The organism is Mesorhizobium sp. M7A.F.Ce.TU.012.03.2.1 (assembly GCF_004006095.1).
Lineage (GTDB): Bacteria > Pseudomonadota > Alphaproteobacteria > Rhizobiales > Rhizobiaceae > Mesorhizobium.
Genome location: NZ_CP034779.1, coordinates 1,424,924 through 1,447,215, shown reverse-complemented (window position 1 = coordinate 1,447,215; position 22,292 = coordinate 1,424,924). Strand labels below are relative to the sequence as shown.

23 protein-coding genes are annotated in these 22,292 nt (G+C 63.5%); 12 read left to right on the top strand and 11 right to left on the bottom strand.

Going from position 1 to position 22,292, the window contains the following annotated elements; genetic code table 11:
• Nucleotides 1–308 precede the first annotated feature (308 nt).
• The gene (gene msrA / locus EJ079_RS07020; protein ID WP_127319767.1) at nucleotides 309–1,040 is read left to right on the top strand and encodes a peptide-methionine (S)-S-oxide reductase MsrA; all 732 of its coding nucleotides are present in this window, start codon (nucleotides 309–311) and stop codon (nucleotides 1,038–1,040) included.
• 88 nt (nucleotides 1,041–1,128) lie between these two features.
• Here msrA and EJ079_RS07015 read toward each other — a convergent pair whose 3' ends face one another.
• Together EJ079_RS07015 and EJ079_RS07005 are read right to left on the bottom strand one after the other, a co-directional pair.
• Complete coding sequence (locus tag EJ079_RS07015; RefSeq protein WP_127397543.1) at nucleotides 1,129–2,133, bottom strand: cytochrome d ubiquinol oxidase subunit II; 1,005 nt, start codon at nucleotides 2,131–2,133, stop codon at nucleotides 1,129–1,131.
• A gap of 295 nt (nucleotides 2,134–2,428) precedes the next feature.
• The gene (locus tag EJ079_RS07005) at nucleotides 2,429–3,790 is read right to left on the bottom strand and encodes a cytochrome ubiquinol oxidase subunit I (protein WP_127808524.1); all 1,362 of its coding nucleotides are present in this window, start codon (nucleotides 3,788–3,790) and stop codon (nucleotides 2,429–2,431) included.
• Between the two features lie 260 nt (nucleotides 3,791–4,050).
• On the opposite strand from EJ079_RS07005, the gene EJ079_RS07000 reads away from it, so the two are divergent.
• Nucleotides 4,051–4,977 carry an ABC transporter ATP-binding protein gene (locus tag EJ079_RS07000; protein WP_127268578.1) on the top strand — a complete coding sequence of 309 codons (927 nt, stop codon included), beginning with the start codon at nucleotides 4,051–4,053 and terminating at the stop codon, nucleotides 4,975–4,977.
• Nucleotides 4,974–5,735 carry an ABC transporter permease gene (locus EJ079_RS06995; protein ID WP_127268577.1) on the top strand — a complete coding sequence of 254 codons (762 nt, stop codon included), beginning with the start codon at nucleotides 4,974–4,976 and terminating at the stop codon, nucleotides 5,733–5,735. The genes EJ079_RS07000 and EJ079_RS06995 overlap by 4 nt, the downstream gene beginning before the upstream one ends.
• Before the next feature lie 192 nt (nucleotides 5,736–5,927).
• Here the strand turns inward: EJ079_RS06995 and EJ079_RS06990 are convergent, their stop codons facing one another.
• Nucleotides 5,928–6,965, bottom strand: a complete 1,038-nt coding sequence (locus EJ079_RS06990; RefSeq protein ID WP_127808522.1) for a phosphatidylglycerol lysyltransferase domain-containing protein — start codon at nucleotides 6,963–6,965, stop codon at nucleotides 5,928–5,930.
• 352 nt (nucleotides 6,966–7,317) lie between these two features.
• Here EJ079_RS06990 and EJ079_RS06985 point away from each other — a divergent pair, with 352 nt between their 5' ends.
• Entirely contained in the window at nucleotides 7,318–8,508 is a 1,191-nt protein-coding gene (locus EJ079_RS06985) for an NAD(P)/FAD-dependent oxidoreductase (protein ID WP_127808520.1), read from the top strand.
• On the opposite strand, the gene EJ079_RS06980 is transcribed toward EJ079_RS06985, so the two are convergent.
• The gene (locus EJ079_RS06980) at nucleotides 8,500–8,724 is read right to left on the bottom strand and encodes a hypothetical protein (protein WP_013528677.1); all 225 of its coding nucleotides are present in this window, start codon (nucleotides 8,722–8,724) and stop codon (nucleotides 8,500–8,502) included. The two genes, EJ079_RS06985 and EJ079_RS06980, sit on opposite strands and share 9 nt — an antisense overlap.
• A gap of 225 nt (nucleotides 8,725–8,949) precedes the next feature.
• The gene (locus EJ079_RS06975) at nucleotides 8,950–10,953 is read right to left on the bottom strand and encodes a PhoX family phosphatase (protein ID WP_127808518.1); all 2,004 of its coding nucleotides are present in this window, start codon (nucleotides 10,951–10,953) and stop codon (nucleotides 8,950–8,952) included.
• A 177-nt stretch (nucleotides 10,954–11,130) separates the two neighbouring features.
• Between EJ079_RS06975 and EJ079_RS06970 the strand changes: the two genes are divergently transcribed.
• Nucleotides 11,131–11,313, top strand: a complete 183-nt coding sequence (locus tag EJ079_RS06970; RefSeq protein WP_127808516.1) for a hypothetical protein — start codon at nucleotides 11,131–11,133, stop codon at nucleotides 11,311–11,313.
• A 197-nt stretch (nucleotides 11,314–11,510) separates the two neighbouring features.
• On the top strand, nucleotides 11,511–11,969 hold the full coding sequence (locus EJ079_RS06965) for a hypothetical protein (RefSeq protein WP_127808514.1): 459 nt from the start codon (nucleotides 11,511–11,513) through the stop codon (nucleotides 11,967–11,969).
• 280 nt (nucleotides 11,970–12,249) lie between these two features.
• Here EJ079_RS06965 and EJ079_RS06960 read toward each other — a convergent pair whose 3' ends face one another.
• Both EJ079_RS06960 and EJ079_RS06955 read right to left on the bottom strand, forming a co-directional pair.
• The gene (locus EJ079_RS06960; protein ID WP_023813468.1) at nucleotides 12,250–12,909 is read right to left on the bottom strand and encodes a response regulator transcription factor; all 660 of its coding nucleotides are present in this window, start codon (nucleotides 12,907–12,909) and stop codon (nucleotides 12,250–12,252) included.
• Nucleotides 12,906–14,300, bottom strand: a complete 1,395-nt coding sequence (locus EJ079_RS06955; protein WP_127808512.1) for a sensor histidine kinase — start codon at nucleotides 14,298–14,300, stop codon at nucleotides 12,906–12,908. The genes EJ079_RS06960 and EJ079_RS06955 overlap by 4 nt, the downstream gene beginning before the upstream one ends.
• Before the next feature lie 171 nt (nucleotides 14,301–14,471).
• Here EJ079_RS06955 and EJ079_RS06950 point away from each other — a divergent pair, with 171 nt between their 5' ends.
• The 5 genes from EJ079_RS06950 to EJ079_RS06930 all read left to right on the top strand — a co-directional run bounded on the left by EJ079_RS06950 (nucleotide 14,472) and on the right by EJ079_RS06930 (nucleotide 19,575).
• The gene (locus EJ079_RS06950; RefSeq protein WP_013528672.1) at nucleotides 14,472–14,813 is read left to right on the top strand and encodes a hypothetical protein; all 342 of its coding nucleotides are present in this window, start codon (nucleotides 14,472–14,474) and stop codon (nucleotides 14,811–14,813) included.
• A 14-nt stretch (nucleotides 14,814–14,827) separates the two neighbouring features.
• The gene (locus EJ079_RS06945) at nucleotides 14,828–15,547 is read left to right on the top strand and encodes a phosphatase PAP2 family protein (protein ID WP_127267185.1); all 720 of its coding nucleotides are present in this window, start codon (nucleotides 14,828–14,830) and stop codon (nucleotides 15,545–15,547) included.
• A gap of 242 nt (nucleotides 15,548–15,789) precedes the next feature.
• Nucleotides 15,790–16,068: a helix-turn-helix transcriptional regulator gene (locus EJ079_RS06940; protein WP_127808510.1), complete on the top strand. Its 279-nt coding sequence runs from the start codon at nucleotides 15,790–15,792 to the stop codon at nucleotides 16,066–16,068.
• A 69-nt stretch (nucleotides 16,069–16,137) separates the two neighbouring features.
• Nucleotides 16,138–17,859 (top strand): SulP family inorganic anion transporter, encoded by a 1,722-nt coding sequence (locus tag EJ079_RS06935; protein ID WP_127808508.1) that lies wholly within the window; start codon nucleotides 16,138–16,140, stop codon nucleotides 17,857–17,859.
• Nucleotides 17,860–18,198: 339 nt separating this feature from the next.
• Nucleotides 18,199–19,575, top strand: a complete 1,377-nt coding sequence (locus EJ079_RS06930) for an adenylate/guanylate cyclase domain-containing protein (protein ID WP_127808506.1) — start codon at nucleotides 18,199–18,201, stop codon at nucleotides 19,573–19,575.
• A gap of 127 nt (nucleotides 19,576–19,702) precedes the next feature.
• Here the strand turns inward: EJ079_RS06930 and EJ079_RS06920 are convergent, their stop codons facing one another.
• Genes EJ079_RS06920 through EJ079_RS06905 form a run of 4 tightly spaced genes read right to left on the bottom strand, consistent with a single transcriptional unit; the run spans nucleotide 19,703 to nucleotide 21,116 of the window.
• Nucleotides 19,703–20,104 (bottom strand): hypothetical protein, encoded by a 402-nt coding sequence (locus EJ079_RS06920; RefSeq protein ID WP_127808504.1) that lies wholly within the window; start codon nucleotides 20,102–20,104, stop codon nucleotides 19,703–19,705.
• Nucleotide 20,105: 1 nt separating this feature from the next.
• Nucleotides 20,106–20,624, bottom strand: a complete 519-nt coding sequence (locus EJ079_RS06915) for a hypothetical protein (protein ID WP_127808502.1) — start codon at nucleotides 20,622–20,624, stop codon at nucleotides 20,106–20,108.
• Complete coding sequence (locus EJ079_RS06910) at nucleotides 20,617–20,961, bottom strand: hypothetical protein (RefSeq protein WP_127808500.1); 345 nt, start codon at nucleotides 20,959–20,961, stop codon at nucleotides 20,617–20,619. Before EJ079_RS06910 ends, EJ079_RS06915 begins: the two co-directional genes overlap by 8 nt.
• Before the next feature lie 11 nt (nucleotides 20,962–20,972).
• The gene (locus tag EJ079_RS06905; protein ID WP_127808498.1) at nucleotides 20,973–21,116 is read right to left on the bottom strand and encodes a hypothetical protein; all 144 of its coding nucleotides are present in this window, start codon (nucleotides 21,114–21,116) and stop codon (nucleotides 20,973–20,975) included.
• Between the two features lie 146 nt (nucleotides 21,117–21,262).
• Here EJ079_RS06905 and EJ079_RS06900 point away from each other — a divergent pair, with 146 nt between their 5' ends.
• Nucleotides 21,263–22,264 carry an AraC family transcriptional regulator gene (locus EJ079_RS06900; protein WP_245481821.1) on the top strand — a complete coding sequence of 334 codons (1,002 nt, stop codon included), beginning with the start codon at nucleotides 21,263–21,265 and terminating at the stop codon, nucleotides 22,262–22,264.
• Nucleotides 22,265–22,292: the final 28 nt, after the last annotated feature.

The window sequence follows — 22,292 nt, the reverse complement described above, 5'->3', positions numbered from 1 at the left end:
TCTCAGCCGTTCATTCACAAGGGCGGCCCTTGGCGCTGCCCATCACCTGCCTGCCGGCATCCTCTCCCCGTATAGTGACGGGGAGAGGGGCGCTCATCGACGGTTTCGCCAATCATCGGTGTTGCAGGTAGAAACGCCAGCGTCGCGGCCAGTCGCTCTCTCCCCGTTTTACGGGGAGAGATGTCCGGCAGGACAGTGAGGGGCAGCGCTGACGGTAAGATTCCGCATTCGGCGCACGCGAATGTGCGTCGCGCCGCACTATTTGATGCAATAGACTGATCCCTATGGAAGCCACGAGGAGTGCAACCATGACCAACATCAAGATTTCAAACCGTTCGCTCGGCTTTGTCAAAGGCGCCCTCGCCGCGCTTGCACTTGCCGCAGCGGGCGCCGCCTTCTGGCTGACGCCGGCGGTTTCGGCCGAGGACGCGGTGAAGATCCCGCCGCCGGCAATCGACGAGAAGGCGGCCACCGGCACTGAAAAGGCAATCTTCGCCGGCGGCTGCTTCTGGGGCGTGCAGGGCGTCTTCCAGCACGTCAAGGGCGTCACCAGGGCCGTCTCCGGCTACTCCGGCGGCGACAAGGACACCGCCGTCTACGAGACGGTCGGCTCAGGCCGCACCGGGCATGCCGAATCCGTCGAGATCACCTACGATCCATCGAAAATCACCTATGGCCAGCTGCTGCAGGTCTATTTCTCGGTCGCCCACAACCCGACCCAGCTGAATTTCCAGGGTCCGGACTCCGGCACGCAATACCGCTCGACGATCTTCGCCGAAAACGATGCACAGAAGAAGATCGCGCAAAGCTACATCGCCCAGCTCGACCAGGCCAAGGTGTTCCCGGAGCCGATCGTCACTACGCTGGAAACCGGCAAGACCTTCTATCCGGCCGAGAATTACCATCAGGATTTTCTGACGCTGAACCCGACCTATCCCTACATCGTCTACAACGACCTGCCCAAGGTGGCGAATTTGAAGGCACTGTTCCCGGCGCTCTACAGCGACAAGCCGGTGCTGGTGCTGTCGGCGAGCAATTGAGTCGGCTTTATTGAGGAGGCGTCGGCGGGACAGCACCCCCCTCTGCCCGGCAGGCCAGAGAGGGGTGCCTCGCGCCTGCATCGGCAGGTCAATCATACGTCAGATCCGTCGCCTTGCCGCCGAACACCCGGTAGGCATAGAACGAATAGAAGATGATGACCGGCAGCACGACCACGGTGCCGGCGAGGATGATGGCCAGGCTCTCCGGCGCGGAAGCCGCCTGCCAGATGGTCAGGCGATCGGGCACCACGAACGGGTAGAACGACCAGGCGAGACCGGCAAAGCCGAGCGCGAAGATGGCGGCCAGCGTCAGGAACGGCATCAGCGAATGGCGGTCGTCGGGCTTCGGCAGATGGAAGGTCTGCCGCCACAGCCACAGGAACAAAAGCGCCGACAGGATCGGCAGCGGCGACAGATAAAGCATTTCCGGCCAGACGAACCATTTGTCGAAGATGCGCGGGCTGGCGAAGGGCGTCGCCAGCGACACCGCCGCCATGCCGAGCGCGGTCAGCACCAGCGCGGTGCGCAGCCAGCGCACCGCTTTCTTCTGCAATTCGCCTTCGGTCTTGTAGATCACCCAGGCGGCGCCCATCGCCGCGTAGGCGGCGGCAAGGCAGAACGCCACCAGCACGCCGAACGCCGTGCCGCCGAGGCCGACATCGAGCCCGAGCACATAGACGCCCAGCATATAGCCCTGCGCCAGCGAGGCGATGAGCGAACCCAGGAAGAAAATACGGTTCCAGCGATGCTTGCGGCCAGCTGGCACCTTGGCGCGGAAATCGAAGGCGACGCCGCGCAGGATCAGCCCGAGCAAAAGCACGAAGACCGGAATGTAGAGCGCCGTCAGGATGACGCCATGCGCCAGCGGGAAGGCGACCAGCAGCAGGCCGACGGCCAGCACCAGCCAGGTTTCGTTGGCGTCCCAGAACGGGCCGATGGCGGCGATCATCGTGTCCAGTTCAGCATCCTCGGCTGCCGCGAACAGAATGCCGATGCCGAGATCGAAACCGTCGAGAATGACGTAGATCAGGATGGCGAGGCCCATCAGGCCGGCGAAGATCAGCGGAAGCGCGGTTGGCCAGTCGAAGGTCATCTTTTTCTCCTCACTCACCAGAGCCGGCTAATCGCGATGTGATCGGATGGGGCTCTATCGAGGCTTCAGATCGATTGCCGAAGTCGGCGCCGCCCCTCATCACCCTGCCGGGCACTTCTCCCCGTATAGGGACGGAGAGAAGGGGGCTGGCCGCAATCTCGGCGCTTTTCTTGCAACGCTGGTGATTGGCGAAACCYRCGATGKGAGCGCCCCTCTCCCCGTCCCTATAAGGGGAGAGGATGCCGGCAGGCAGGTGAGGGGCCGCGCCGGCGCCCGGCTGGAGTGCCATATCAAATCACTCCCCCGCAGCCGGCTGCGACATCGGCGCGTTGAGCACGCCGGGCAACGGCGAGTTGTCGCCGTCCTTCGCCGCCTTCAGCGCCAGGTGCACCAGCACGCCGAGATAGGCGATCAGCAACAGCACATAGAGAACGAGGTATATGGCGAGCGTCAGCGCGACATGGCTGCCGGCCACCGGGCCGACCGCGTCGGCGGTTTTCAGCACGCCCGTCACCAGCCAGGGCTGGCGGCCGATTTCGGTGGTGTACCAGCCGGCCAGCGTCGCCAGCCAGCCCGACAGCGCCATCGGCACCATCAGCATGGCCAGCGGCTTCGGCAGGCTGTGCCGGCGCTTGAGGAAGAAGGCCGCCGACCATGAGACGAGCAGCATCAATATGCCCGTGCCGACCATGATGCGGAAACCCCAGAACACCGGAAAGACCGGCGGATGGTTGCCGGGATAGTCGTTCAACCCCGGCACCACGCCGCTGGTCGAGTGCCGCAGCACCAGGCTGGCTCCATCGGGAATGGCGATCTCGAATTTGTTTTCCTTCGCCGCCTCGTCGGGCAGCGCGAAGAGCACCAGCGGCACGTTGGGGCCGGTGTTCCAGTTGGCCTCCATGGCGGCGATCTTCTGCGGCTGATGCTCCAGCGTGTTCAGCCCATGCTGGTCGCCGGCGAAGATCTGGATCGGGATCAGGATCGCCGCGGTGAAGACGCCGGTGCGCAGCGCCTTCCACATCGATTCCGAGCGGTCGCCGGTGAGATAGCGCAGCGCCGACAGGCCTGATATCAGGAACGACACCGTCAGCCCCGACGCCAGCAGCATGTGGGTCAGCCTGTAGGGCATCGACGGATTGAAGATGATTGCCCACCAGTCGACCGCATGCGCCACGCCGTCGCGCATCTCGAATCCGGCCGGCGTCTGCATCCAGGAATTGAGCGCGATGATCCAGAATGCCGAGACGGTGGTGCCGCCGGCGACCAGCACCGTCGCCAGCGTGTGGATGCGGTTGGAGACGCGGCGGAAGCCGAACAGCATGATGCCGAGAAAGGCCGCTTCGAGGAAGAAGGCGGTGAGGATTTCGTAGGCCAGCAGCGGCCCGGCGATGTTGCCGACCTTTTCCATGTAGCCCGGCCAGTTGGTGCCGAACTGGAAGCTCATGGTGACGCCCGAAACCACGCCCATGGCAAAGGACAGCGCGAACACCTTCACCCAGGTGAAATAGGCGCGCATCCAGGCGGAATCGTTGGTCGCGTTGTAACGCAACTTGAAGAACAGCAGCACCCAACCCAGCGCAATGGTGATCGTCGGAAATAGAATATGGAATGAAATATTCGCGCCGAACTGGATACGCGAAAGTATGAGCGGGTCCATGATGGGCTCCGGCTGCTGCAAATACTCGCGAAGGATAGGCCCGAAGCGAGTTCAGGTCAAAGCGGCGTCCTGCCGCGAGGCTGAACGCCACAGGACAATTTTGCCGGTTGCGTGCCGTGCAACTCCGGGCCTGTGCGCCGCACCTGCAACGGCCGGCCGGCACGATTGTCGAGAACTGTCAGCAGGGCATTGACTTGCGGTTGCAAGCACCGACATTCGGCCTATATCAGGGGACCTCTTTCAAGCAGCCGTTTTCATCCATGCCTTCCATCCTGTCCATTTCCGGGGTCTCCAAGACCTACGCCACCGGCTTCACCGCGCTCAAGGAAGTCAATCTCGACATTCAGCGCGGCGAGATCTTCGCGCTGCTTGGACCCAATGGCGCCGGCAAGACGACCCTGATCTCGATCGTCTGCGGCATCGTCAACCGTTCGTCGGGCACCGTCACCGTCGACGGCCACGACATCAACAAGGATTATCGCGCCGCGCGCGGTCTGATCGGGCTGGTGCCGCAGGAACTGACCATCGACGCCTTCGAGAGCGTCTGGGCGACGGTCAATTACAGCCGTGGCCTGTTCGGCAAGCCGGCCAACCCCGGCTTTGTCGAGAAGGTGCTGCGCGACCTGTCGCTGTGGGACAAGAAGGACGCCAAGGCGATCACCCTGTCGGGCGGCATGAAGCGCCGGCTGATGATCGCCAAGGCGCTGTCGCATGAGCCGCGCATCCTGTTCCTCGACGAGCCGACCGCCGGCGTCGACGTCGAGCTGCGCCAGGACATGTGGGCGATGGTGCGCCGGCTGCGCGAGGACGGCGTCACGATCATCCTCACCACGCATTATATCGAGGAAGCCGAGGCGATGGCCGACCGGGTCGGCGTCATCAACCGCGGCGAGATCATCCTGGTCGAGAACAAGGCCGAACTGATGCGCAAGCTCGGCCGCAAGCGGCTGGTGCTGGAACTGCGCAATCCGCTGACGGCCATTCCCGAGGCGCTCTCGCGCTATGCGCTGGAGTTGTCGCCCGATGGCGGGCAGCTGACCTACACCTATGACAATCAGGCCGAGCGGCCCGGCGTCGCCTCGTTGATGCGCGATCTCGAGGCCGGCGGCATCCAGTTCCGCGATATCGACACGCAAAACTCTTCGCTCGAGGAGATCTTCGTCAATCTGGTGAGGAGGGAGCCATGAACCTTCGCGCCGTATGGGCGATCTACCGCATGGAAATGGCGCGTGCTTTCCGCACCGTGCTGCAGAGCATCGTCTCGCCGGTCATCTCGACGTCGCTGTATTTCGTCGTCTTCGGCTCGGCCATCGGCTCGCGCATCACCGAGATCGACGGCATCAGCTACGGCGCCTTCATCGTGCCGGGTCTGATCATGCTGTCGCTGTTGACGCAGTCGATCTCCAACGCCTCCTTTGCCATCTATTTCCCGAAATTCGTCGGCTCGATCTACGAGCTTCTGTCGGCACCGGTCTCCTATCTGGAGATCGTCATCGCCTATGTCGGCGGTGCCGCGACCAAGTCGATCCTTCTCGGTCTGATCATCCTGGCCACCGCCTCGCTGTTCGTGCCGCTGACCATCCTGCATCCGTTCTGGATGCTCGCCTTCCTGGTGCTGACGGCGGTGACCTTCAGCCTGTTCGGCTTCATCATCGGCATCTGGGCGAAGAGTTTCGAGCAGCTGCAGCTGGTGCCGCTGTTGATCATCACGCCGCTGACCTTCCTCGGCGGCAGCTTCTATTCGATCAACATGCTGCCCGAGATCTGGCGCACGGTGACGCTGTTCAATCCGGTCGTCTATCTGATCAGCGGCTTCCGCTGGAGCTTCTACGGCAAATCCGATGTCTCGGTCGGTATCAGCCTCGGCATGACGATCGTCTTTCTGCTGATCTGCATAGCGATCGTCGCCTGGATATTCAGGACCGGCTACCGGCTCAGGAACTGAGCGGCGAAAGCGCCCTGAGCGCCGCTAGGTCTGTTGAGATTCAGGTCAGGCCGAGTCGAAAATGGTGGATTCCGAGAACCGGAGCGGAGCGTACTTTTTGTACGTGAGCTCAGTTCTACTGCGTGGCAGTAGAACTAGGGAAGCGCAGGAAGCCGCCATTTGCAGGCCGGCCTCACCTGAATATCGCCAGACCTAGATCGCCTTGATCAGCCGCAGCAGCCCCAGCATCTCGACATACGTTCCCTGGCGGAAGGCGATGTAGACCGGCTCCTCGACGCCGTGGAAGCGGCGCTTGAACGCCGCCTGGCCCTGCAGGTTGAACCTGCGGCGATTGACCCAGGGCGAAGAATAGGCGCGCTGGAAGGCATTGCGCCAGAAATCGCTTTCGGCAAATCCGCTCGGGCCCACATCGACGAGCGGCGACAGGCCGAGCGTGACCACCGAGATGCCCTCTTCGCGAAAACGGTCGACGGCGAACTTGGTCAGGCCGATCTCGGCATGCGGTGAGGCGTCGAGATGCCTGCGCTTGAAGGCGGTGGTGTAGCCGATGACCTTGCCGTCGGCGAACAACGGGTCGAAGTCGAGCAAAGCGACCAGTTCGCCATCGGGACCGTGCAGGACGAAACGGCGCATGTCGGTGCCGAGATGGTCGGCGAAATGGCGGTTAAGAAAACCCATCTCCCAGCGCTTGACGATGCGGTCGCCGCGCCAGTTTTCCGAAAGCCGGGCGATCTCGTCGAGGTAGATCGTGCGCTTGTCCTCTTCGAACGAAAAGCCTTTCTTCAGCAGCCAGCGCTCGGAGTAGCGCACGGTCTCGTTGCGCTTCCCGGAAAAATCATGCTCGGGCAGGGCGAGGCGGGTGTCGATGCCGAGGCGATTGACCTTGTAGCCAAGGCCGGCCAGCACGCGTGCGGTGTCCTCGCCGACCTGCACGAACCATGGGCTGCCGGCGGTCTCGACGAAACGGTTGATGTAATCGGCCCGACGCACCGGAGCCGCCACCGGGTCGCCGAGCGCGAAATGGTGCTTCATCTTGGTACCGAAGGCGATGTAGCCATCGGCGTCGCCGAAATAGGAAAGCTTGCCTTGCACGGCGGTGGAATAGGCGAGCGAGAAGTCGCCATAGCGGCGCACCAGTGCCAGGCGTTCGATATGGGTCAGCGCCTGCCGCTCGACCTCGGGCGCGGCGGCCTCAAGGATCTTGTCGAAATAGAACCGCAAGGAGGGCATGGTCGAGATTCCGCGTGCCGCCTACAGCGCCGGCCGTCCAGGACGCGCCAAGGTGCTGTAACACTTTGATTCTGCGCATGACTCGAAAATCGGACTCGATTTCGGGCATGCGCGTGGGGGATAACCGAGACCCGCCAGCCACCCAAGGCCTCGAATCAATCACATTGCCGCGACCTGATTACCGTTGATATCGCGCATATGCCATATAGAGCGCAACCGCGGCCCGGCGTGTGGCGCTAAATCGCATCGCTCGAAATTCGGCCGCGGTTTGCTGCAGGGGATCCTGCGCGCGATCAAACGGTTACAGCGTCCTGCGAGCCTTACGGCGGGACGTCCAATGGGATTCGAGTGAATGACTGATACGACAATCAGATCGGTTGCGGATCTGCCGGCCACGGTCGAGCCGGCAATCGTTGTCGGCGCCGGTGCTGCCGGGCTGGCCGCCGCGCATGCCTTGATGAACGCCGGCGTGCCTACGGCGATCCTGGAAAAGGAAAGCCGGCTGGCCGAGCCCTGGCACCGGCGCCACCAGCAATTGCATCTCAACACCCATCGCGATCTTTCTTCGCTGCCTGGTCTCGCCTTTCCCCCTGGCACGCCCGCCTTTCCGCAAAGAATGGTCGTCATCCGCCACATGAACGATTTCCAGAAGGAGAACCGGCTGCCGGTGCAGTTTGGCGTCGCGGTCGAAGAGATCACCTTCAAGGGCGATCACTGGGCATTGCGCACCAGCGCCGGACCGCGCTTGGCCCGCAATGTCGTCATCGCTACCGGCCGCGACAGGCAGCCGTTCACGCCCGAATGGAAAGGCATGAAGGATTTCGTCGGGCGCATCATCCATTCGGCGGATTTTGGTGACGCGCAAGCCTATGCGGGCCAAAAAGTGCTGGTCGTCGGCGCCGGCAATTCGGGCTTCGATGCGCTCAATCATCTGGCCGGCATAGACACGGCCGCCATCTGGCTGTCGGCCCGCAACGGTCCCGCCCTGCTGCCCAAGCGCATCTGCAAGATCGCCGTGCACCGGCTTTCGCCGATCATGGCGCGCTTGCCGTTGCGGCTCGCCGATGCGGTGATGGCGGCAACGCAGCGGCTGGTTTTCGGCGACCTGACCAAATTCGGTCTGCCGCCCGCGCCTGCGGGCGGCGCCAGCCGCCTGAGCTCGGATTACACCGCGATCGCCGCCGACGACGGCGCCGTCGGCGCCATCAAGGCCGGCAAGATCACCGTCGTGCCGGGCATACGGGAATTCACCCGCGATGGCGTGATCCTGGCCAATGGCAGCCCGATCTATCCCGACATCGTCATTGCCGCGACAGGCTACCGCACGGGGCTGGAGCCCATGGTCGGCAAGCTCGGCGTGCTCGACGCCAAGGGCGTTCCGCTCTTCAACGGTGGTGAAGCCGATCCAAAATTGCCCGGTCTGTGGTTTACCGGCATGCGGCCAAGCATTCGCGGCTGCTTCGCCAATGCCGGCATCCTGGCCAAGGCGATCGCCAAACGAATTGCAAGGTCGGCCTCGCACCAATCCAGCGCATCACGCTGATTTCGGTTCCAGCCGCCGGAAACCGACGGCTTCCATCAGCATGTCCTCTTCCACCATGCCGGCATTGTGCAAGGCGAGCAGGTTAAGCGCGATTTCCCGCGCGTCGGCGGAATCGGGATGTGCCTCGCGCCGCCGGCAGGCCTCGTCGAACACGCGCTGCAGCTTGGCGATATCGGCTGGCTTGAGCAAGCCACGGTCATAGACGGACTTCGACATGGCGATCTCCTGATAAAGACCTAGAGCGCCATGTTTAAATTGCCAATCTTTCCCGAGGCTTGACCGACTTCCCCCCGTCGCCTCGCCATCCTGGGGCGGAGCAAGGGGCGAAGCGACGCGGCGCAGACCCCAGGAGCTGCTCCGCAGCCCAAGGGATACATGCCGCGGCTCAAGGCGCAGCAGCGGCGCAAATTCTGCTCCGCTGCTGCCCATGCGAGTGGGCAATCAGACCGCGATCTTGCCGCCGCCCTGTTTGGTGATGGCGACGACCGACGGCCGCACCGGCATGTCGGGCTTGAAGTCGGGCCAGCGCGTCGACAGGTCCTCATAGTAGGACGGGCGCCCGAACGCTTCCCAGTCCTCTCCGCCGTCGGCCGGATGCTGGACGGCGACGAAGGCGGTCTGGTCGTCGGGCGCAAACAGCGGACCGCACATTTCGGCGCCGATCGGCACGCGGAAGAACAGTTTCGAGGTCGCCCGCGCGGCCCCCTCCGTGTCCACCGCCCATAAGCCATCGGTGCGGCCGGTGGCTTTCGGACCCTGGCCGTCGGTCGCGACCCAGAGACGCCCGGCCGAATCGACCGCGCAATTGTCGGGCATGCCGAACCAGCCATTGGCCGTCGTTGCCGTCGAGAAGGTGGCACCGACATCGGCAACCGAGGGATCGCCGCATTTCAGCAGCACTTCCCACTTGCCCTTGGCGGCCGTGAAATCACCGCCGTCCTCGGCGATCTCGATGATGTGGCCGAAGGCGTTTTCGGCGCGCGGGTTGGCGGCGTCGACCTGGTCGGCCTTGCGCTTCGAATTATTGGTCAGCATGACATAGACCTTGCCGTTGACGCCATTGGGCTGAATGTCTTCCGGGCGGTCCATCTTGGTGGCGCCGAGCAGGTCGGCGGCGCGGCGCGTCTCGATCAGCACGTCGGCCTGGCCAGTGAAACCGTTTTCAGCCGTCAGCGGCCCCTGGCCGAACACGATCGGCAGCCATTCGACCGTGCCGTCTTCGGCGAACCGGGCGACATGCAGCGTGCCATCGTCGAGCAGGTCCTTGTTGGCGGCACGGTCGTTCGGATTGAACGCGGCCCTGGTCACGAACTTGTAGACATAGTCGAAGCGCTCGTCGTCACCGAGATAGAAGACGACGCGGCCGTCCTTGGCGACGATCGATTCGGCGCCCTCATGCTTGAAGCGGCCCATGGCGGTGCGCTTCCTCGGCGTCGAGGTCGGGTCGTTGACATCGACCTCGACGATCCAGCCGAAGCGGTTGGCTTCGTTGGGTTCCTTGGCGAGGTCGAAACGCTCGTAATGCGCCGCCCATTCATAGGCGCCTTCGGGAATGCCGAGACGCTTGTAGTTCGCGGCTTCCTTGTGGTCTTCCGGCAGCTCGCCGGAAAAATAGCCATGGATGTTCTCCTCGGCCATCACATAGGTGCCCCAGGGCGTGACGCCGCCGGCGCAATTGTTGACGGTGCCGAAAACCTTGGTGCCGGACGGATCGGCTTTGGTCTTGACGCGGTCATGGCCGGCAACCGGGCCGGACAGCGCCATTTCGGTGTTGGCGGTGATGCGGCGATTGAGCTTGCCGTCGCGCACCACCTGCCATTTGCCACCGTCCTTGCGGATCTCGACGATGGTGCCGCCATGGGCGGCCATCTCGACATCGACCTGCTCCTTCGAGAGGGGCGCGACTTCTGCCGACTTCTTGCCGTCCTTTTCGACGATCTTCACGATGCCCGGGAACATCAGATGCGGATTGGTGTATTCGTGGTTGACCACCAGCAGGCCATGTTCGGCTGAGCCGTCGATCGGGATGTAGCCGACATAGTCATTGTTGTAGCCGAACTGTTTCGCCTGGGCCTCGGCCGACTGTTTCGTCGGGTCGAAGTCGGGCGAATCGGCAAAAAGCGGATCGCCCCAGCGCAGCAGGACATCGGCATCGTAACCCGGCGCGACATGGTGCTTGTCGTCGATACCGGCCTCGAGTTCGTCGAACGCGAAGGCGGAGCCTTCCGCTGCCCTGGCCTCTTCGGCGCTGATCAGCGCCAGCGGGCTGACGGTGGCGGCGATGGCCGAGACGGCCAGCGAGCCCTTGAGGAAGCCGCGGCGCGAGAACCGCGCGGCGATGATCTCGCCCATGGTGCGGTTGTCGGAGGCGTTGATGGCCGGGCCGTCGTTTTCCTCGAGCAGGCTGGTGCGGAATCGGGTGTCGGGGGAGCGAAGGTCAGTCATGGTGGCTTGCCTCTGGCTGTTGGGTGGCTGGAGCGTGGGGTACCTGTTGGACCCCCCTTATAATCGCCGGGTCACATTTTCGTGACATTGGGGGACCTTTCAGACGCGACTGGCATTACGCGCAGCGCTGGCTCAGCCTTCCCGAAGGCCGTGAACTGCTCCGGAATGGTCTTCGAGATGAAGGAGACCTTCGGCGGCATGTTTCGCCGCGCATCCTGCGACGGCGCATGGCGTCAGCCGCTGCAACCGATCAACGGACAAAGCCGGCTCGACAAAGTCACCTCCGCCGCCCCCGGCGGAGGTGACTTGATGTTCGGCGTCTGCCGTCGTCAGCGTAGGGAAAGCGAGTCTCCCATTTAGCGATGGCGGTCGCGGCGCCGTTCATGCAAAGCTAATGTAGCATACGCTTGGGACTTTAGTCCAATCTTGCGCTTGCAAAGGTCCTAGTTGACAACCGCAACGGTCGGAGGTCGCTTCCGGGCGCCGCGTCTTTCGGCAATGTTGTTGCACTGCAACGTTGGGGTGGGGCGCGCCGGGCTCAGTCGTCGGAGATCAAAATGCACAGATCGGTCACGACCCGTTGCTGCCGGCTGGCGCTCAAATCGGCAGCGGCGCTGGCGTTGACGATTGCTCCCTGCCAAATTGTCTTCGAGGGCTCCGTTCCCGGCATCCACACCGCCAGCGCATACGCCAAGGGTGGCGGTAACAGCGGTGGTGGCGGCGGCAACGGCGGCAATTCCGGCGGCGGCAATGGCGGGAATAGCGGGAATGGCAACAGCGGCAATAGCGGCAACAGCGGCAAATCGGGATCCAATCAGGGTAAGAGCGGAAGCCATGTCAATGCAAAGACCGGTGACAAGATCGACGTGACCGGCAACAAGATCACGGTCCGGCATCCCGACGGCATAACGGAAAAGCTCGAGAACGGACGTTTCAGCATGAAGGACGCGCTCGGTCGCACGATCATCGACCGCCAGGCCACGCCGGCCGATGCCGATCGTCTCAAGGCCTTGTGAAGCTGGCCAACAGGCAACGGTCAGCTTTGCACGTCACCTCCGCCGCCCCCCGGCGGAGGTGACATCGTTTTGGCGGTGCCACGCCGGTCCCGAGGCGCGACGCGCTTTGCGCGGTCCGCACCTTGCGGAGGCACGCAACCGTTCAATTATTGTTTTGCGCAATCCGGATGATTTCAGGTCGAAGCGGCCTGAAAACTGAATCCGCCTCTAAATCAAAGAGATAGAGCATGATGTCTTCCGAAAACCGCTTCACACCTTTCGGCATCATGCTCTCGTTGCTCTAGGAAGGCCTGTCGCGGTCGCGCAACTCACGCATCATCAAGGCCGCTTCGGTGCGGTTTCGCACATTGAGCTTCGACAGCACCCCGGTCATGTGATGCTTGACGGTCTTCTCCTGCAGCTCAAGCCGCAAGGCGACTTCCTTGTTGCTCAGCCCCTCCGCCACCAGCCGCAGGATTTCCGTCTGCCGATCGGTGAGCTGCCGCAGCCGTTCCGCAATGCCGTCGGTCGGCTGCTGGGACTGGAGATCCGAAAGCAGCCGGGCCGATAGCGTCGGCGACAGATAGCTTTCGCCGGCTGCAACATTGCGCAGGATGTCGGCGAGCCCGCGCGACCCGACGCCTTTGAGGACATAGCCATTCACCCCTGCGTTCAGCGCCTTTGTCACATCGGCGTTGGCCTCCGAAACGGTCAGCATGACGATCTTCTGGGCCGGATGGCTGGCGAGGATGCTTGCGACGGCGGTCAGCCCGCCGCCCGGCATGGAGATATCGAGCAGCAAGATGTCGGGCCGCACCGTCGTGGCGAGGCGTTCGGCATCCTGCGCCGTGGCGCCCTCGCCAACCATCTCGAAGCCTCCGATCTCCGACAGGCTGCGCGTCACACCTTCGCGAAAGAGGGGGTGATCGTCGACAATGGCGATGCGAATGGTCCCAGTCATGCTTGCTCCTCGACCGATAGACGGATCACCAAACGCGTACCTTGCGGCCCGGTCAAGGTTTCGAACTGTCCGCCAATGCTTTCGACCCGCTCCCTGAGGCCGGCGAGGCCGAGACCCTCGACCCGTGCCGCCGGATCGAAACCGGGCCCGCCGTCCGACACTTCGACAAAAAGCCGGCCACCTTTCATCCCCGCACTCACCGCCTGATCCTTGCCCAACCCGTGGCGATAGGCGTTGTTCAGCCCTTCCTGGACGAAACGATAGATGCTGATCTTCTCGGAGGCGCCGGGCTCCGGCAAGTGTCCGGTCAGCGTCAGCGTCACCGACGTTCCCGTCCTCTGCTCGTGTTCCTTGACCGCCAGCCGCAGAATGTCGGTTGCGGCAGCCGTCTCGATCTGCGGCAAAACAAGGCCGGTGCAGATGCCGCGTATTTCGCGCATCGCGTCCTCCAGTGTCTTGCGGATCATTGCGACCTCGGTCGAACGGCTTACGCTCGAATGGCCGTCGCTGGAAAAAATCGGGCTGTCCATGCGCAGCGCCGCCAGTGCCACGAGTTGGGCCGGGCCGTCATGGAGGTCGGCGCCGATCCGGCGCAGATATCTTTCGTTGAGCGCGGTGGCGCGGCGGGACGCCCGTTGCACGCGCAGCCGCAAGGCACTGTTTTGCGCCACCAGACCCTGCAGCTCCGAGACCTGGCGGCGCAGTGCCCCACGCTGATCGTCGATGGTGCGGCTGCCGCGCAGGACGATGCCCGACAGGAGCAGGAATGCCGCGAGCGTCGCGCCGGCCACGATCAGCCAGCTCGACCACAGGGCGGACGCCAGGGTGTCCTGGAAATCGTCGGCGATCTCATAAAACTCGGTGACCGCCACCACCTCGCCCGACCAGGGCTCGCGCACGGGATTGTATATCTCCAGCAATGGCAAGCCGGTAGCCTTCTCCTCGCGTTCATCATCATCGAATGTATTGAATTCAGCGACGACATTGCCTTCGAAGGCGGAACGCAGATTTTCGCTCGGACCGAAGCGGCGGCCGATCAGGGACGCCTCCTTGGCGTAGAGAACCGTGCCGTCGCGGCGCCAGAGCACGAACGATTCGAGGCGCTTGCCGAGCGCACCCTGGCCGAGCGTCTCGTCCAGCGCCTGCTTGACGGACTCGCTGAGCTCCTGGTCCTTGCGCAAGTCGGGAAGCAGCGGCGCAATCACGCTGTCGACATAGAGCGCCGTCGTGGCGGCCGAATTGCGGATGACGCCGTCCCGGATCTGCGCCGTCACCCAGGTGCCCACCACCAACATGACAGCCAGCAGGCCAAAGCCGCCGGCAACGACGAATTGCAGGGCAAGGGAAAGCTCGCTCCAGCGCCGCACCAGGTTTTGAAAACTGCGAATCATGAGCCCCTGACCGCCCTTCGAACCGACAGATTGGGCGATGTTAGTACTTTGAGCTTCCGGCTTGCCATTGCCAAGAGCTTCGTTTGGTCGAGGTCGCTTGACGTCCCGGCGCGCTTGGGAAACAACGTCCGCGACGCACGCGGCGGCGGCCGCTTCGAGAGGGACGAAACGTTGAGTTTTTCGGGATTGCTGCAGCTCGGCTTTTCGACGGTCATTTTCCTGCTGGCGGCGACAGCCGCCAAGCAATGGGGCCTTGCGCCGAGCCTTGGCAAGATAGCGCTGACGCTGGCGCTCTATTCGCTGGGCAATCTGATCATGCTGCGGCTGATCCGCGAATTCGGCATGTCGGTGTCGTTCAGCCTTTCCGCCGTCATCCAGCTGGTCTCCGTGAACGTCGTGGCGCTGGTCTTCTTCGGCGAGCGCGTCAATGCGCTGCAGGCGACCGGCATCATGCTGGCGATCGCAGCGGTGGCGCTGATCACGCTGGGACCCTATCTGCAAGGCCGGCTGTAACGGGCGAATTGCCGATGAAGAACGCCGCGAACGCTTTGCTCAACCGGGTCGAATTCCCGGTGCTGCTGGCCGGCCTGGTCATCGCCGCCGGCCTGTGGGGATTCGAGGAGCTGATGGAGATTGCGCGCGCCACCACGCCGCACGCCTTCGACACCGAGATCCTGCTCGCCTTCCGCCAGGCGGGGCGCCCTGACAGCCCGATCGGCCCGCTGTGGCTGCAAGGGGCGATGCGCGACATCACAAGTCTTGGCAGCGGCAGCGTGTTGGTGCTGATCGTGACGGCGGTAATCGTCTATCTCCTGCTTATCCGCAGGCCGGCGACCGCCCTTTTCATCTTCGTGGCGGTGGCCGGCGGTCAGGTGCTGTCGAGCCTGCTGAAAGCCGGCATCGACCGGCCGCGCCCCGAACTCGTCTCGCATCTCGTCAACGAAACGACGCTGTCTTTTCCGAGCGGCCACGCCATGCTGTCGGCCGTGACCTATCTGACGCTCGGCGCGCTGGCGGCACGCTTCCTGCCCGGTCGAACGACGAAGATCTATGTGCTGTCGCTGGCGGTGCTGACGACGCTGCTGGTCGGCATCAGCCGCATCTATCTTGGCGTCCACTGGCCATCGGATGTGCTTGCCGGCTGGTGCGCCGGCTTCGTCTGGGCGATGCTGTGCTGGCTCGCTGCCCGGGCGTGGCAGCGATGGCGCGGGCAGCGCCTGAACGGCGACAGCGAGACTGGAGACTAGATCAGCCGGTTGATCAGTCCGTGCCCGCAGCCCACCGACAGCAAGGCCGCCCAGGTCATGAAGGTCTTGAAGAATTCAACCGCGTTACCCCCTGCCTAGATGGACACCCTAGGCACAATCCCGGGAAGTATCATGATCGGTCAGCCGCCCCCTTACGCCTCAGACGTTCATCCTAATGCTTGAAACATCACAATGATGGTATTATACCTTATTCCTGCAGACTCAGACGGGGATTCCGGCCGATGATCACTGCCGCGCAGATGCGCGCCGCAAGGGCGCTGGCCGGCATCGATCAGAAGACGCTCGCCGAGCGCGCCAGCGTTTCGCTTCCGACCATCCAGCGCATGGAGGCGAGCGATGGCGTGGTCAGGGGCGTGGTCGACACGCTGATGAAGGTCATCCAGGCTCTCGACGAGGCCGGGGTGGAACTGATCGGCGAGAACCAGACCAGCGAGCGCGGCGGCCGGGGCGTGCGCCTCAAGCCTGCCGTGCCGCGGGATCCCAAGGCTGAGCCGGCATAAAGTCGCGACGGCGACCGCCGACAGCCCTGCCGACGATCCCGCCGCCTTTCAGGGTGCGAAAGGCAGTCCATGGATCAGACGCAGCGGGCAGTGCATCAACCGGCCCATAGGCCGGTAAAACCGACATTTTCCGAATTGTTCACGCCGAAGCTGGTGACGGTCTGGCGCGAGGGCTACACGTTCGCCGACTTCAAGGCGGACGCCATTGCCGGGCTGACGGTCGCCATCGTCGCGCTGCCCTTGTCGATGGCGATTGCGATCGCCTCGGGCGTGGCTCCCGAGCGCGGCCTTTACACCTCGATCGTCGGCGGCTTCATCATTTCGGCGCTCGGCGGCAGCCGCTTCCAGATCGGTGGTCCGGCCGGCGCCTTCATCGTGCTGGTGGCCGCGACGGTTGCTCGGGTCGGCATCGATGGACTGCTGTTGGCAACGATGATGGCAGGGGTCTTCCTGCTCGCCATCGGCTATCTTCGTCTCGGCACCTACATCAAGTTCATTCCCTATCCGGTGACGGTCGGCTTCACCGCCGGCATCGCCGTCATCATCTTTTCAGGACAGATCGTCGAACTGTTCGGGCTGAAGCTTGCCGGCAGGGAGCCGGGACCGCTGGTGCCGAAGTTGATCGCGGTCGGTGAGGCGGCCGGCACCATCAATCTTGCGGCGACCTTCGTGGCGGTGTTGACCATCTTCACCATCGCCGGCCTGAAGCGCTGGCGGCCGACATGGCCTGCCATGCTCATCGCCATCGGGCTGGCATCGCTGGTCGTGGCGCTTCTCTCGCTGCCCGCGGAGACGATCGGCACTCGCTTTGGCGGCATCCCGCGTAGCCTGCAAATGCCCGCTCTGCCGCCGATCAGCCTGGGCAGGATGATTGACGTGCTGCCGGATGCCATTGCCTTTGCCCTGCTCGGCGCGATCGAATCGCTGCTGTCGGCGGTGGTCGCCGACGGGATGACGGGCCGGCGGCATCGTTCCAACTGCGAACTGGTGGCGCAAGGCTTCGCCAACATCGCGTCCGCCCTGTTCGGCGGCATCTGCGCCACCGGCACCATCGCCCGCACCGCGACCAATGTGCGGGCCGGCGCCCACGGACCGGTTTCCGGCATTGTCCACTCAGCCATCCTGCTCGCTTTGATGCTGGTGGCGGCGCCGCTCGCCAGCTACATCCCGCTCGCCGCCCTGGCTGGCGTGCTGGCGGTCGTGTGCTGGAACATGTTCGAGAAGCAGGCCTTCGCCACCTTGCTGCGTGCCTCGCGCGGCGATGCGCTGGTGCTGATGGCGACCTTCCTGCTCGTCATCTTCCGCGATCTCACCGAAGGCATCGTCGTCGGCTTCGTGCTGGGCTCGATCCTGTTCATCGACCGCATGGCCAAGTCGATTGCGGTCGAGGCCGATCAGCCGCTGGTGCAGGAGGATGTCGCCGACAGCGCCAACGCCTACGATGCCAGCGAGGCGACCGACGCCGACACCGTGGTCTACCGCATCTCCGGCGCCTTCTTCTTCGGCGCCGCTTCGACCGTCGGCACCGTGCTCGACCGCATCGCCGACCAGCGCAAAAACTTCATCCTCGATTGCTCGGCCGTACCGTTCTTCGATTCGACGGCGGCCAACGTCATCGAGGGCGCCGCCCACAAGGCGAAACGCGCCGGCGTCCGCTTCATCATATCAGGTGCCGCGCCGCAGATCCGGCGCATGCTGATCAACCACGGCGTCAAGCGCCCGCTGGTGGCCTATGCCGCGTCGATCGAGGAGGCGCGGGCGCAGCTGAAAGGCAAGATCGAGGTGCGGTAGGGGCCGGGATTTGCCGGCCGGCGGTCGCTTGAACGTCAACTTTTTGATCTCAAGCAAGCGGGGAGCACGCTTTAGGCGAGCGGGCTCACTTTAGTCCCAGATGCAAGGAAAGTCGCTTCGCGGCGGCGTCGAATGCCACCAATCTTCGTGACCTGAACAGGGAAGCCTCCGCCTATCCTGCTTCAGCTTTCACCGTGGTCCTTTGTCCGGACATTTTACTCTTTGCAGCCGCGTTTCAAAAATGAAACCGCAATCATGGTAGAGTTCGCGCACTGATTTGCCAGTAGAAGGCGGGTTTGCCAAATGCGTGACACGTCCCCGCGAAATCGAAGTGATCCTATGCCGACCGCGCCAACACTTGAACTTCGCCGCTATTCACGGCTGAGAAATTTGCGAGAGCGCGCAGAACGCCAAGGTGCTGCATTGCAGTTCTGGGCGCGTACGGCATCGCTCGCCGTGATCTCCTGCTTCTTTTCATTAATCAGCCGCTGGGATGCCTCTCTGCTCTTCGTGCTGGCGGGCCTCATGTTGTTCCAGCTCGTCGGCCTGATCCAGTTTCGCTTTGCGCGCCGTCGCAACGCGCCATGGTGGATCGGTTATCTCGTCGGCACGCTGGACATCGTTCTGTTGACCGTTCTGCTGGTAACGCCCAACCCGTTTTCCCTGGAGGTCGCGCCGGCCGCGATGCAACTGCGCGAAGGCAGCTTCAAATTCCTGTTGATTTTCGTGTGCCTTGGCGCGCTGACCCTTTCGACCCGATTGGCGCTCTATCTCGGAGCGCTCGCAGCCTTGACGTGGACGATCGGGGTGGGATGGGTGATTCTTCATGCGGGAACCGTCCTTCCGGCGACGAACCTCTATTCGCTGCCGACGACAGAGCGACTGAACCTCTATCTTAATCCCAATTTCGTCGACACATTCGCGCAGGCGACCAACGTGTTGGTAGTGCTGATTATCGGCGCGATCATGGCGCTGGTCGTCTCTCGTTCTCGACATCTGTCGGAAGACTATGTCAAGGCAGAGCGCGCCCGCGCCAATCTCGCCCGGCATTTTTCGCCAAATGTCGTCGACCAGCTCGCCGCGGATGACGAGCCCTTCGGTCCGGTCCGCCGGCAGGATATCGCGGTACTGTTCGCCGACATCGTCGGCTTCACACACTATTCCGAGGATCATCCGGCCGAAGCAGTGTTCGAACTTCTGCGTCAGTTCCACCGTCGCATGGAGCAGGTCGTTTTCGACCACCATGGCACCGTCGACAACTATATCGGCGATTGCATCATGGCCACATTCGGGGTTCCGCAAGCCAGCCATAACGACGCAACCCGAGCCATCCAGTGCGCTGAAGCGATGATCGCCGCTCTCGAAGACTGGAATGTGCAGCGGGTGTCCAGGGGATACCCGTCGCTGGACGTTCGGATCGGTGCACAATATGGCGCAGTCGTCATCGGTGCGGTCGGCAGCGAGCGCAATCTTTCCTTCGCGGTGGTGGGCGACACCGTCAACGTCGCCAGCCGTTTGCAGGCGCTTTGCCGTGAACTTCAGGCAAACATTTGCTTTGGGTCACGACTGATAGAAGCCGCGAAGGCGGAATCGCCCAGGACACAGTTGAATGCGCGCGATCATGGGCCGGTGAGCATCCGCGGTCGGGATGAACCGGTCCATGTCTGGGTCGAACACAGAGCCGAAAACCAGGGTGCTGTTGCGGTTTCGGCGTGATATAGCCGCCATGTGAAACGCCTGCATCTGCCGGAAAGTTCACGCCTGAGGCATCATGCGTTCGCAGGCACTGAGCGAGGCGTCGATGTTCCTCTATCTGCGCGATCTCGAGGAGTGCGAAATCGTCTCAGCATGATTGCATCTGGCGGCTGAGCTGGCCGCGCACGGCCCCGGCGGTGCCGACGGCGCCATTGACCGCGCTCATCATCTTCATCTGCCCGGCGGTCTCGTTCATGCGCGCCCGGCAATCCTGCATTTTTCTGGTCGCCTCGACTGCAGCCAGGGCTTCGCCAAGACCTTCCGGCGAGTCCGGGCCGGCCGCCAGCTCCGCCAATTGCGCATGCTGGTCTGGCGTGATCGGCGGGCTGGCGGCAGTCTGGCTGCAGCCGGATGCCAGCAGACAGACCAGCATCGCGATCGGGGTGCCCCGCCTGACACGTGCCGTGGCTGGGAAAATGCCGCGATGTTCGGCCTCGAGGCTCCCGCTCGGAGTTGCTTTTCCCGCCACCCGTTTGCTGTTGCCCAACATCCTATCGCCCCATCGCCGGGCCGAGGATGAGGCTGCGGATTTTTGGCGTCAGCGGCCTGACGACATCGGCGAAGGGGTCGCCCTCGGCCCGCAAAGCCATCAACCCTTCGACCTCTTCGTCGATGGCCGCGATGGTCTCCGTCTTCTGTGCGTCGGTCAGCTCCCTCATGCCGGATATGGCATTCCTGAGCTTGACGAAAATGGCATCGAGTTCCGCGACCGGCATCGTCGCCAGGAACCCGCGAATGGTCTCGCCAAGCGCGACCTTCCAGCTGTCGGCGGTGAAGCCGGCTGTGCCGATCAAGCCCTTGTCCGCGGCATCGCGCTCGTACCAGTCGGCGGCGATCTCCTCGTCATAGGCGAACTGACCGAATTCGGGCTGCAAGGCCTCGATCAGGCCGACGACCGCCGACGCATCCCGCGCTGTCAGCGCCAAGGCATGCGGGCTGTCGAACATCATGCCGGCAAGTGCGAGCGCGCCGGACAGCCGGCGCATGGCTGCGAAACGCCGCTCAGCCATAACAGTCCTCCACAACGCCGGCCCGGGCACTGCTCGTCGCCTGGGACTGCAGAACCGAGCCGCCGATCGAGGCGGCCTGGCCGGCAATGACCCCACCATTGCCGGCCAGACCGCCAAGACCCCCCGCCATCGACAGGACACCGCCGAGCAGAGCCGCATTGGTCTGCGCCTTCGCCGCCTTCTTGGCGGCCTCGGCGCAGGCGGTTTCCGTCGATGGTTCGTTCCGGGCCTTGTTGCTGCCGGCCGCGCTCGCGATCGATGCCGGGTTGCTGTCGGCCTGGCCCGTTTGGCAGCCCGCCAGGGCAACGGTCAGGGCCACGAAAAAGCTTTTTTTCATGGTGCTCCTCATCATCGGGTAGCGCGCGGCGGCAGCTTGACCTCGCGGTGATCGGTCACCGTGTTGCCCAAGGCGATCGACAGCAGATAGGCACGCGGATTGAAGCCCGCCGCGGCCAGTGCCGACAGCGTCTTGAACAGTTGCAAATGAAACATCGTGCCCCCTTGGATTGCCGCCAATACGGTTCGGGTTTCGGAATCGCGCCGCAAACTAGGGGCATCGAAGGGGGACAGCTTGGACAGAACGGCACTGAAAGCGGCCAAAACGGCCCGGTATTGACGTTTTGCAGGCCGCGGCGCATATGACCGCGCTTCTTGGCATGGGGGTGTCGATGACTGCGACGATGGGGCCGTCAGCTTCGTTCAGGCTGGCGACGGAGATGTTTCCGGAGCGGGATCGCGTCGAGATTACGCGCGAGGTTTACGGCCGCACGGTTCTGAGGGTGGACCTCGATCCGCTGGCGCCGGCGCAGATCGACATGCGGGTGCGCGCGTTGCCGGGCCTCGGCATCGCCACCGGCAGCTCATCGGAATTCCGGGTGCATCGCACATCGTCGCTGATCGACAACGACGACTTCGTTCTTCTGGCGGCCCTCGATGGGGGCAGCGTGATGAAGCACCGCGGCCGCGAGGAGGCGGTCGGCAACGGCCAGGCGCTGATGATGAGCGGTGAAGAGGTTGGCCTCAACCTGATCGGCGCCGGCGGGTTCCGCTTCATCAATATGAGTTTTTCGCGCAAGCAGCTTTCGCCTCTGATCGGCGATCCGGCAGCGGTCCTTATGCGGCCCTTGCCGACCCAAAGCGGGGCGATGCGGCTGTTGCTCGACTATATCAGCTCGATCCAGGAGGTCGGAGACGAGTTGACTGCGGAGGCCTGCCACCTTGCGACGACGCATGTCTTCGACCTTGCCGCACTCGCCATGGGCGCGACCAGGGATGCGGCCCAGATCGCGCGCGGCCGTGGCGTCAGCGTTGCCCGCTTGCGCGCCATCAAGGCCGATATCGTCGCGCATGGTGGCCATGTCGACCTGTCGGCGCGGGACGTCGCCGCCCGCCACGGACTGTCGGCCCGCTATGTCCGCAAGCTGTTCGAGAGCGATGGCACATCCTTGATTGATTTCATGATGAACCAGCGGCTGGCGCGTGCCCATCGCATGCTCGGCGATCCGCGCCATGCCGGACGCAGCATCACCGCGATCGCCTACGAGGCCGGCTTCAACGATCTTTCCTATTTCAACCGGGCGTTCCGCCGCCGTTATGACGCCACTCCCTCGGACGTGCGCGCTGCGGCTTGCAAGCACTGACGCCAAAGCGCCGCCTGCCGGGCGGCGC